Source organism: Rhodococcus sp. FH8 (genome assembly GCF_019266085.1).
In the GTDB taxonomy this organism is placed as follows: domain Bacteria; phylum Actinomycetota; class Actinomycetes; order Mycobacteriales; family Mycobacteriaceae; genus Rhodococcus_F; species Rhodococcus_F qingshengii.
This window is the reverse complement of record NZ_LPNQ01000076.1, coordinates 1-11,797: the sequence shown is the minus strand read 5'-3', so window position 1 is coordinate 11,797 and position 11,797 is coordinate 1. Positions and strand designations below refer to the sequence as shown.

Below are 11,797 nucleotides of genomic sequence, written 5' to 3'. Positions count from 1 at the left end.
CGTCTGTCAGGCGGCCGGAGTACCGGCGGCGTAGCGGTTGGGAACGTCGATGGGTAGGCCAAGCAGTCCGCGAAGATTCGTCTGCGGATACTCGGTGCGGAATACGTTGCGTCGCTGCAATTCAGGTACCAGCTCACCTGCGATCGCGTCGAGGTCGTCCACGACGACGCCCGGCCGCAACCGGAAGCCGTCGATTCCCAACTGCTGCCACCGGAGCAGAAGATCTGCCAACTCAGCCGCGGTGCCGGTGAAGGTCAGCGCGTCCGAACGGTATTCGGCGCCGGCCTGCGCGTCGAGGCGAGCGAGCCGTTCCTTTCCGGTTTCTTCCGGAGCATCGAAGAATACGACGATGTCGGTGAAGACCCGAAGCGGTTCGCCGGTGCGCTGCACGTGTTCTTCGGCTGCTCGCACTTCACCCAGGATTGCCGTGACCTGCTCGTCGTCGAACGGCGTCACGAACACCAGATCGGCCGTCCGCGCCGCCAGCTCGTACGCGACCCGCTGATGTGCCAATGCGGTGACGACGGGATGCCCCTGCGGCGGGCGCGGAGTCACCGACGGTCCACGGACCGAGAGGTACTTTCCCTCGAAGTCGATGTAGTGCAACTTGTCTCGGTCGATGAACCGGCGCTGCTCCACGTCGCGGATCTCGGCGCCGTCCTCCCAGCTGTCCCAGAGTCGCCGGATTACGTCAGCTGCCTCCACAGCTTCGTCGAACAGGTCGCGCACGAAGTCCGGGAGGACGCCTGAAACGATCGACTGACGGTCGGCATCGGTGAGCGCGGGGATGTCGCGACGCCCGAACTGTGCTGCCTCGGATTCCGACGCCGACACCTTCACCTGCCACCCGGCGCGACCGCGCGAGGTGTAGTCCAGCGTGGCAACGGCTTTGGACACGTGGAACGGTTCGGTGTGAATGGTGGTGATGGTCGGGATCAACCCGATGTTGCTCGTGATCGGTGCCAGTCGGGCGGCCACGAGATGTGCGTCGAGCCGAGCGCGCACCCGGTCAACCGCGTCGTCGACAGGCTCGAGTGGGTTGGCCGGCACCGAGAGACTGTCCTCGATGGTGACGAAATCGAGCAGACCACGCTCGGCGATCGTCACCACGTCAGTCCAATACGACGCGCTGAACAGCTCACTCGGGCGCGAGTGCGGCTCTCGCCAGGCCGCTGGGTGCCAACCGGTACCGTCCAGCGCTACGGCGAGATGCAACGGAGCAAGATGAGAAGAAGGGGTGGAGGTCATCGGCGCATACTCCTGTTCGAGAACTACTCGGGAGCGCACAGTGCCGACCGCAGAAACCGTCAGCACCCGACTGACGGTTCTCGTGGCGACTGCCGCTTGCGACACGCACCGCGCGTATCGCCAGGTGTGATTCCGGGGCACCCCATCGGCATGAAGGGTTGCCGTCCAGCTAGCCGGTCCTTGTTGCTGGAGCTCTGCACCTACCTCGACGGTAGTGAGTACGCGACCGCCCGGCAATCACCCGGAACTGCGCGTGGGTGCCGGAAACCGCCTGCGACCTCAGATGATCGAGCGTGCCGCCTTTTCGCTCTCGAGGATTCGAATGCCGGCAGCACTGAGCCTCCGGGCACCCTCGGCCGCGTCGACGGGCTCACCGACCGTCACGTGCGCACCGAGTGGAACGACCGAATGAACAATTGTCTCGTCGTACACGTGCACCAGATTGCACCCCTGAGCCCCGTCACGACCACGCTGACCACCGACTTCCACGTTCAAGTCCTGGGTGTAACACGTCGACGACGCCACGGAAACCGGAATGCCGGCGAACGTCGCCGTCGTCGAATAGTGCAGGTGCCCGGCAAGAATCGCCCGGACGTCGCTGCCACGCAAGACGTCTGCCAACCGGGACTGATCGCGCAACTCCACCAGAACCGCGAGATCCTGAATGCACGGAACCGGCGGATGATGCAGCGCCAGAATTGTTCCGTCGGGCGCCGGCACCGTCAATTCTGTTCGTAGCCAGTCTAATTGACGATCCGAGATCTCACCGTAGTGATGACCGGGAACCGACGAATCCAGGGTGATCACCCGCAGTCCGTCAAGGTCGTAGACGTTGTCGACGGGATGATCGGTGGCGTCCTCGCCCAACAGCAGAGATCTGAACGTAGGGCGGTCGTCGTGGTTGCCCATCGCCCAGACGACCTGCGCATCGATCTCGGCCGCCACGGGTTCCACGATGGCTTTCAGTTCCGCGTATGCGTCGGGGTGTCCCTGGTCGGTCAGGTCGCCGGTGAATATCAGTGCATCCGGGCGTGCGCCCGAGGCCACGATCCCGCTGAGCACTTCCCGCAATCTCGTCGACGCATCCACGGCGTCGTACAACTCCCCCTGAGCCACCAGATGCGTGTCACTGAGGTGCACCAGGAAATGCTTCGGACGCGGGTACTCGGCATTCCGAACGCTCATCGGTCTCTCGCTTCCGCTTGCCGACGCGTAGGCGCCGGTGCGGCACCTACTGATCGTCGAGACTAGTCAACCGACCAACAGTGACTGATCGGGGCACGCCCGACGAACACGAAGCGAACTCCCGCGGCGACCCTCGGGATCGAGTAGTTGAAGCTGCGAGTAGTGTGTGGACAGTGTTGTTCCTGACCAGTCGGCGTTACGTCGACCTTCGCCTGCAGGCGAGCGCAATGTGTACGCGCTCGCTCTGACCTGACGCGTACCAGGAAACATTTCTTCGAATCTGCCCGGCCTCTGGTGCCGCGCTGCGTTTCGCTCCCTTGATTTTCGAAAGGCATAGTCATGCCCAGCTCCACCTCCACCGGCGTGCCGGAAAAGTCCACGTCCCGTTTTCCGTCCTGGGCGACGGCATTCGGACCGCAGATCGTCGCCGGTCTCGTACTCGGTGTCATCATCGGTCTCGTCGCCCGGGCAATGCCTGATGCGGCCGACGGCAACGTCAACTGGTTGGTCGGCACCGTACAGACCATCGGTTCGAGTTACGTCAAGCTGCTCACCGTTGCGGTGATCCCGCTGGTGTTCACCGCCATTGTCAGCTCCATCGCCAACCTGCGCCAGGTCGCCAATGCAGCTCGCCTGGCCGTGCAGACCTTGCTCTGGTTCGCGATCACCGCTTTCATCGCTGTGATCATCGGCATCATCGTCGGCCTGATCACCGATCCCGGTTCACGGACCGACGTCGCCGCCGAAGCCGCGAAGGAACCCAAGAGTTCCGGTTCGTGGTGGGCGTTCATCACCGGACTGGTTCCGAACAACTTCCTCGGGTTGGGTGCAAAGACTTCCGTCGCCGAAGGCGTGGCGACTACATCGCTGAGCTTCAACGTCCTGCAGCTGCTCGTCATCGCCGGTGCAATCGGTATTGCTGCACTCAAGATCGGTCCCAAGGCTGCGCCGTTCCTCGAGTTCAACGCTTCGCTGCTCGCGATCGTCCAGAAGGTCCTGTGGTGGATCATCCGCCTTGCCCCGATCGGCACCGCTGCGCTGATCGCCAACGCTGTCGCCACCTACGGATGGGATGCGATCGGGTCGCTGGGCGTCTTCACCGCCGCCATCTACATCGGTCTGGCGATCGTGTTCTTCGTGGTCTACCCCATCCTGATTGCCGCACACGGCCTCTCGGTTCGAAGCTTCTTCTCCGGCGTCTGGCCCGCAACTCAGCTCGGATTCGTCTCGCGCTCGTCGATCGGCACCCTGCCGTTGACCGAACGCGTCACCGAACGCAACCTCGGCGTTCCGCGTGAGTACGCCTCGTTCGCCGTTCCGCTCGGTGCCACCACGAAGATGGACGGTTGCGCCGCAATCTATCCCGCGATCGCGGCGATTTTCGTCGCAGGCTTCTACGACGTTCCGCTGACCTTCACCGACTACCTGTTGATCGTCGTCGTCTCGGTCATCGGCTCAGCGGCAACGGCCGGAACCACCGGTGCGACAGTCATGCTCACACTCACACTCTCCACCCTTGGTCTTCCCCTGGCCGGCGTCGGACTGCTCCTCGCAGTCGAACCGATCGTCGACATGGGCCGTACCGCAGTCAACGTCACCGGCCAGGCACTGGTCCCGGTCATCGTCGCAAAGCGTGAGGGAATCCTCGACAAGGAGCGCTTCGACGCTCCCCGCAACGGTGACCCCTTCGCCGAGGAACTTGTCGACGCGTAACCCTCGATGACTACAGCAGCGTCCTCGCACCTGAGCAATACGGTGCGGGGACGCTGCTTTTCACCCCAGATTTCACCCTTACCGAAATAAACCATTTGGTCGTTATGACCAGTATGCTCAGCCGGCACAGCCCTCCGAAGTGGAAGGGCTGCCCAGTTGAACACGAGGTCACATGAAGCTCCGCCGTCTGGCATTCAGCGTCGCAGGTTGCGCCGCAATCACTCTGGTTGCCGCGCCCGCCGCTCAGGCATCCACGGTTTTCGATTTCCTACCGATCGAGATCGCACGCATGATTCCGACTGGCTCTGCCGACGCAGTCCAGCCGTTCCTTCCCCCGGTCTTCGCACCGCCGGCGCCGCCCGCTCCGCAAGCGCCCCAGAACCAGCCGGCGCCGCAGAACACTCCCGCACCAGCGCGGTACTACCAGAACTGCACAGCCGTTCGTAATGCCGGCGCAGCTCCGTTGTACCGGGGCCAGAACGGATACGCCCCGCATCTCGACCGCGACAACGACGGCATCGCCTGCGAGTGATCCAACGCTCGGGTTGTGGTGCATCCACAACCCGAGCACTGTTGTCGAACCGTCAGACGCCCAATGCCCGGGACAGAGTCGGCCACGCCTTCGGCAGTCGTTCACGCCAATACGCCCACGCGTGCGTGCCGTTCGGCTCGTAATCCACCTGCGCCGGAATCTTCAGCTCCTGCAACCGAGCGTCGAACATCTTGGTGCAGGCGTGGGCGGCAACCTCGATGCCGCCGCCGATCACCAGACGCTCGAGCAGTTCAGGAGTCTGCAGCGTCTCGTCAGATCCGGGACGACCGTTTGCCGTCGACACGTAGATTTCCTTGCCACGCAACTTCTCTGCGTTGATCAACGAATCGTGTGCCTCCCACTCCGGGCCCCCTGGCACACCCCAGATGTTGGCCGGATCTCCGCTTCGAGAAGAAATCGTGGCCTGGACGGCAGTTCGGCCGAGCGGATCCATCGTGGAATAACAGCCGCTGAACACGGCAACGCCGCGATACATGTCCGGAAAGCGTTGGGCGAGCATCATTGCACCCATCGCGCCCATGGAATTGCCGGCAATCGCGTTGATTCCGTTGGTCTCGAGTCGCGCGTCGATCAGCGGTGGCAACTCCTCGGTGATGAAGGTTTCCCACTTGTGCAGTCCCAGCCGCGGATCCGGATTCTCCCAGTCCGAGTACAGGCTCGCGATTCCGCCATTGAGCATCACGACGTTGACGTTCTTGTCGGCGAAGAACGCCGGGGCGCCGCCGATCGTCATCCATCCGCTGCTTTTCTCTCCGGCGTCGACACCCTCGAGCATGTACAGCGCTGGGCGCGGAACCGAATTGTCAGCGGGTAGCAAAATCTCGACGCCGACCTCGCGTCGAAGTGCGGGCGACGCCACCGTCAGCCTGATCGCTTGTGGTGCGGTCACCTTCTCGCCGACGATGGCCGGGACGACGATGTCGTCGCGCAGGTCCGGTTTGGGGCCCGGATCCTCCTGAAGTGGTCCCGGGATCGTCGACCCCGAGCTCACGCTTCCCTCGACGCTGCCCAGACTTCCCGAGCTTCCCGAACTACCCGAGCTTCCGGAACTCGGCGCTGCCGTCGACAGTCCGCCCAATTGCAAAGAAAGTGCACAGACGGCCAAACACACCGCACCTGTGCGCGCAGATCGAATCCACGCACGCCGCTCAGTCCTCATGAAACTCCCAAACCAGTCAAAGATGTTTCCGTGAACATACCGTGCAGTTCGGACTTTCTTGGACAAACGACCACGACAAGATCTGTCGGTCGCCGCTACTAGGCTGGCCCCCGTGCAACCGGATTCAGTCAGGGCCCTCGACCTCGACCGAATTCGCGCTGTCGTGGGCACAACCACCTACGACCGCGGACTTGTCTACCTGCGGGAGAATGCAGTCGAATCCATCGGATGGAACGACACCGCTGACATCTTGACCGGCGCTGTATCGGGAACTGCGCGAGAGCCGTACACCTGCACGATTTCGGTAAGTCGCGGCGCGGCCGGTACAGCAACGTTCACGCGTGGCCTCTGCACGTGTCCCGTGCGGATGAACTGCAAGCACGTAGTCGCGTTGGTGCTCGCAGCGGTTGCCGAGGCGAACAAGACTCCACAACACCTCGGATGGGACAGCTCGCTCGAGGAGTTGCTCCGACCAGACCTGGCCGGCCGCACTACACGTGGACTTGGCATTCAATTCACCACCCGAACCAAGGGCGCATCGACAAGGCTCATCATCAAACCCGTACAACCAGGAGCGAGAGGGTGGATCTCCGGCGGGCTCGCCTGGAACAAACTCGGAAGCACTTTTCAGTTCCCCGCAGATCACCTCCGGGTTCTACGCGACATACATCTCCTCCACAGCGCCGGCAACTACTACCGAAATCAAAATGCCGCGGAAATCGATCTTGCCGGGTTCGCGAGCCCGCAACTCTGGTCGCTTCTTCGTGAGGCCATCAGCGTCGGCGTTTCACTCGTTCACTCGAAAGCCGGCCTCGGCAACATCTCCCTACTCTACGACGCCAACATCTGCCTCGACGTCCACGGAGCGGAAGACAACAACCTCCGTCTCACTCCCCGAATTCAGACCGATGGGCACATCGTGACTCATTCCGACTGGGGACTGGTCGGCACGCCGGCACATGGCGTCTTCGCGCTCGACGCCGCCAACGCGATCACTCTCGCACCACTGCACACGCCGATAACTCACCAATTGAGGCAGTTGATCGACTCCGGAAAATCGGTCGACATACCCGCCGAGCATCGGGATGCATTCACGTCGCGGTTCGTGTTCAAACTCGGAAACCTCGCTCCCGTCATATCTTCCGACGGTGCTTACAACCCACCGACTGTGTCCGGTCCTCGGCTACAACTGATGGCCACTTACGCGGACAACCACCGCATCGACATCGAATCGGCATGGAAGTACACCGTCGATGCCGACGAACTGATCATTTCTACCGCAGACACAACCACCGACGAGTCCGAGATCCGCAACCACGTTGCCGAAGATGCCATTGCCAAGAGCCTCGGTGCGGCCGCGGCGAAGGCCACTCTCGCGGGAACTTTGACCGGCCTCGATTCCATGCAGTTCACACTCGACCTCCTGCCCCAACTCGAAGCGCACGACGCCATCGACCTCAAGGTTGCAGGAACCCCTGCCGACTACCGGCCTGCAGACGACGCTGTCGTGATCGGCCTCAGCACATCAGCCCCCGACGGGGACAGCGGATCCGACTGGTTCGACCTCGATGTCACCGTCGATGTTGCGGGACAAAGCGTTCCGTTCACAACACTGTTCTCTGCTCTGAGCAAGGGCGAGACTCACATACTGCTACCGGACGGCGCCTTCTTTCGGCTCGACGCACCTGAACTACTCGGCCTGCACCGTCTCATCACCGAAGCGCGGTCGCTACTCGATCGGCCTACCGGCAAACTCGGGATCAGCAAATTTCAGGCCGGACTGTGGGAAGAATTGACGGCGCTCGGAAGAGTCGAACATCAAGCAGCAGCATGGAAGAAGCAGATCGCAGGATTGCTCGGCAGTTCGGGCATCGATCCCGTCGAAGTCCCGGACACGTTGACGGCAACGCTACGTCCCTATCAGGTCGACGGATTCCGTTGGCTCAATTTCTTGCGCCAGCACAGCCTGGGCGGCATACTCGCCGACGACATGGGCCTGGGCAAGACACTGCAGACCCTCGCAATGATCTGCGCTGCAAGGCAATCGAATCCAGCCGCGCCTCCCTTTCTGATCGTCGCTCCCACCAGCGTGGTCTCCAACTGGAAGTCCGAAGTGGCGAAGTTCGCACCGACCCTCCACACCGCTGTCATCACGGATACTCTGCGGCGCAGAAGAACCGACCTGGCAACACTCGTCGACGGGGCGGATATCGTCGTGACGTCGTACGCTCTCTTTCGCCTCGACACCGATGCGTATTCCGCCGGCCGCTGGTCCGGACTGGTGCTCGACGAAGCCCAATTCGCCAAGAACCACAAGTCCAAGGTCCACCAGTGCGCGAGGGCGGTGAACGCACCGTTCAAACTCGCGATCACCGGTACACCCATGGAAAACAATCTCATGGAGTTGTGGTCGCTCCTCGCAATCACTGCACCAGGACTGTTTCCCAGCCCCACGACCTTCACCGACGTCTACCGCACTCCCATCGAAAAAGACGGTAATGCAGAACGATTGGCGCAACTGCGACGACGCGTCAAACCGCTGATGGTGCGGCGCACCAAGGAACAGGTGGCTGCAGACTTGCCGCCCAAGCAGGAGCAGGTACTCGAGATCGAGTTGCATCCGAGCCATCGCGCGATATACGACACCCACCTGCAACGCGAACGGCAGAAGATTCTCGGACTGCTCGACGACGTCGACAAGAACCGATTCACGATCCTGCAATCGCTGACGCTGCTACGCCAACTCAGTCTCGACGTCTCGCTGGTCGACGAGGAAAGCGGACCCGTCCCATCGGCCAAGGTCGACGCTCTCGTCGAGCAATTGGACGACGTCATTGCCGGCGGACACCGTGCGTTGATCTTCAGCCAATTCACCGGGTTCCTCGGTTCTGTCCGCAACCGACTCGACGAGGAAAGAATTCCGTACAGCTATCTCGACGGTTCGACGCGCAATCGCGGTGAAGTGTTGGAGGAGTTCAAGTCTGGTGCAGTCCCCGTCTTCCTGATCAGCCTCAAGGCTGGTGGCTTCGGCCTCAATCTCACCGAGGCCGACTACTGCTTCATTCTCGACCCCTGGTGGAACCCGGCCGCCGAGGCACAAGCGGTCGACCGTACTCACCGCATCGGGCAGACACGAAACGTCATGGTCTACCGCCTCATTGCCAAAGACACCATCGAAGAGAAGGTCATGGCGCTCAAAGCCAAGAAGTCGGCATTGTTCTCGAATGTCATGGACGCCGAAGGCACACTGGGCACCGGACTCGACGCCGAGGATCTTCGCGCGCTGTTCGAGTGAGGTGCCTATTCGGTCGAACCGCACCTACCCGCTCACGGTAATGTGAGTCGCGAACGGACAACACAGAACTCCCGAACGAAGAAATCCACTTCGTTCGAACGAGAGGAACCTGAATGGGCGTCACACTTGCCAAGGGCGGCAACGTATCTCTGTCGAAGGCCGCACCCAATCTGACCAAGGTCGCAGTCGGTCTCGGCTGGGATGCACGCAGCACCAGTGGTGCCGACTTCGACCTCGACGCCAGCGCGTTGGTCACCGGCCCGGAACGCAAGGTCCTTTCCGACCTTCACTTCGTCTTCTACAACAACCTTCGCTCGCCCGACGGATCCATCGAGCACACCGGCGACAACCTCACCGGTGAAGGTGACGGCGACGACGAGGTCATCAACGTCGACCTCCCGGCTGTACCGCCCAACGTCACCAACATCTTCTTCCCCGTCTCGATTCACGACGCCGATGCGCGACTCCAGTCCTTCGGACAGGTCACCAACGCCTACATCCGCGTCGTAGATCTGTCGAACGGCTCCGAACTGGCACGCTACGACCTCTCCGAAGATGCATCCACCGAGACAGCCATGCTTTTCGGTGAGCTCTACCGCCACAATGGCGAATGGAAGTTCCGTGCAGTCGGACAGGGATACGCATCGGGACTGGCCGGAATCGCCCGCGACTACGGCGTGAACATCTGATCTCTATCGGTACACGAAACGGGGTTCGATTCGGCATTGCCGGATCGAACCCCGTTTCGGTTGTCTGCGTCGACGCGCGAGTTAACGCCGCAGGATCGCCCTCGCGAGGTGAACAGCCCAGGGCGAGTCCGCTTTGCTGCCGAACTTCCCCAGCTCGTACCCCGTAGCGCCGATCAATCCGAGCACCTCTACGGTGCTCCCGGACGTGTCACGTCTGGAAGTCTGAGCTCCAGCCATCAGGATGCTCGACGACCGAATCGACTCCAGCGCTCCCGCGACGAAACGATGACGATCCGCCGGGGACATGCCGGCGGCTACGGCAAGGAGGACGAGGAGTTCCACCGCTCTCTGCGAGCCGCCGGGCGCAACCGGAACTCCCTCGACGATCACCGACCACGTCATTGACGCGTCCCGCTCTGCCGACTGTCCCCGCTTCGTCAGAACAATCTGCCCTTTGTGCTTTCGCACCAGGCCGAACTTCTTGAGCACTGCGAAGAGTGATCGCCCTTGTGGAAGGTTTACAGGTCCCAGTTCAGGTTCGTCGAGCATCGCGTCGACCGTCGTGAAGAAATCATCGGCACCGATCCCTTCGACACCGATCAGAGCCAGAACCGCTTGAATGCGTTGGCCCGCCTCGACGTGGACCAACTCCCCGATTGCCGACTGATCGTCAATGCCTGCTCGGGCGAGGACCGCGTGCAGTTCCGGGACTCGCGAGGGTCCCAGGCATTCGACGAGCTTTGCAATGTCGTACGACGCAGCGATCTCGTCCGGTCTAGGACTATGCAGTCGATTATTGACCTCAGCGATCTCGAATCGTGTCGGCTCGAAATCAGTTTGTGGCCATTCGAGGGTCCATTCATGGGAGCGCAGCTTCTCCGAAGCGAGAACACCGAGTAGTTGCTCGTACTCGTCAGGTCCGACGCATTCCTCCGGCGGACAAGCACCGCGACCCGCGGCACACACAACTTGGAACCCTTCGGGCAGTACTTCGGAAGATTCAAGTGTCAGCGTGTGGCGCCAGTTCCCGAAGCGTCCGTAGCGATAACTGATTTCATCGCCAGGCGAGACCATGACCTCGTCCAGGCGTACCGCGGACTCTACGATCGCCGCTCGGCCGGCCCGACGCTGCTCTGCGTTGCTCCCGGAAGCTACGTACTCTTCGACCTCGCCGGGAAATCGGCTGCCGGACTTGGACCACGCGTGCGATTGACGGTCACTCCACCCCATTGCCCGTTGAACCACCGAATGCAGGTCATCCAGATTCAGATCCGACGCGACGAGGATTCGTCGCCAGATCTGAGTGGAAACATTGTCGACACTGATACGTATCGCGTATTGCGCCGGTACCGCGCGCCTCTTCGAACGCAACGATCGCGCAATCTGAATGCCCCCACGCCCTCCGCCAGCTTCTAGTACAAACCTTTGCAGTTCTTCAGGTTCCGTCGGAACGAGTCGCAAATGCGACACCCTCGAGCTGCTCAACCCCACCATGAGACTCAGCCTAGGCCAAAGTGCTAGGGACGAAGGCACAAAATCGGAGAGTACTTCGGACTTATGAGACGGTTCACAACCTATACCTTGGCTAACAAGTCGCTACGTGCGTCGGCGACGGCATCTTCCTGGCCCAATCCCTGCCCTGATGGTGAACGGCACGTTCGGTCGATCTGAGGCGACGAAAGTGCCGTTCACTCGATGCGGGGATGCCAGCGGGGATGCTCCCCCTTCGATCGTGCGAACGGTGCGTTCGGTCGATCTGAGGCGACGAAAGTACCGTTCGCTCGAAGTCGGGGGTGCCGGCGGCGGTGCTTTCGGGTGTTGGCGGGGTGGGGTGTTTTGGGTACGAGAAAGCCCCCCAACCAGTACTGGTTGGGGGGCTTCTCTAATGTGTGTTCGGCGGTGTCCTACTCTCCCACACCCTGTCGAGTGCAGTACCATCGGCGCTGAAGGGCTTA

General features: G+C 61.7%; 8 protein-coding genes and 1 riboswitch. Of the genes, 4 read left to right on the top strand and 4 right to left on the bottom strand.

Annotation, left to right across the window (positions count from 1 at the left end; genetic code table 11):
• Positions 1-6 precede the first annotated feature (6 nt).
• Together ATN38_RS21020 and ATN38_RS21015 are read right to left on the bottom strand one after the other, a co-directional pair.
• Positions 7-1,353, bottom strand: coding sequence for an LLM class flavin-dependent oxidoreductase (locus ATN38_RS21020; RefSeq protein WP_218748585.1), 1,347 nt, complete (start codon positions 1,351-1,353; stop codon positions 7-9).
• A riboswitch (SAM riboswitch) is annotated at positions 1,336-1,449 on the bottom strand. (Overlaps the previous gene by 18 nt.)
• A 78-nt stretch (positions 1,450-1,527) precedes the next feature.
• Positions 1,528-2,433, bottom strand: coding sequence for a phosphodiesterase (locus ATN38_RS21015; RefSeq protein ID WP_007729250.1), 906 nt, complete (start codon positions 2,431-2,433; stop codon positions 1,528-1,530).
• 339 nt (positions 2,434-2,772) lie between these two features.
• Here ATN38_RS21015 and ATN38_RS21010 point away from each other — a divergent pair, with 339 nt between their 5' ends.
• Complete coding sequence (locus ATN38_RS21010) at positions 2,773-4,146, top strand: dicarboxylate/amino acid:cation symporter (RefSeq protein ID WP_003940669.1); 1,374 nt, start codon at positions 2,773-2,775, stop codon at positions 4,144-4,146.
• 172 nt (positions 4,147-4,318) lie between these two features.
• Positions 4,319-4,678 carry an excalibur calcium-binding domain-containing protein gene (locus ATN38_RS21005; RefSeq protein WP_003940648.1) on the top strand — a complete coding sequence of 120 codons (360 nt, stop codon included), beginning with the start codon at positions 4,319-4,321 and terminating at the stop codon, positions 4,676-4,678.
• A gap of 52 nt (positions 4,679-4,730) precedes the next feature.
• Here ATN38_RS21005 and ATN38_RS21000 read toward each other — a convergent pair whose 3' ends face one another.
• Entirely contained in the window at positions 4,731-5,858 is a 1,128-nt protein-coding gene (locus ATN38_RS21000) for an alpha/beta hydrolase family protein (RefSeq protein WP_031333643.1), read from the bottom strand.
• 112 nt (positions 5,859-5,970) lie between these two features.
• Between ATN38_RS21000 and ATN38_RS20995 the strand changes: the two genes are divergently transcribed.
• A complete protein-coding gene (locus ATN38_RS20995; RefSeq protein WP_218748584.1) occupies positions 5,971-9,153 on the top strand; it encodes a DEAD/DEAH box helicase in 3,183 nt (1,060 codons plus the stop codon).
• Between the two features lie 113 nt (positions 9,154-9,266).
• On the top strand, positions 9,267-9,842 hold the full coding sequence (locus ATN38_RS20990; RefSeq protein WP_003940660.1) for a TerD family protein: 576 nt from the start codon (positions 9,267-9,269) through the stop codon (positions 9,840-9,842).
• 81 nt (positions 9,843-9,923) lie between these two features.
• Here the strand turns inward: ATN38_RS20990 and ATN38_RS20985 are convergent, their stop codons facing one another.
• Positions 9,924-11,213, bottom strand: a complete 1,290-nt coding sequence (locus tag ATN38_RS20985) for a plasmid pRiA4b ORF-3 family protein (protein ID WP_228232745.1) — start codon at positions 11,211-11,213, stop codon at positions 9,924-9,926.
• Between the last annotated feature and the right edge of the window lie 584 nt (positions 11,214-11,797).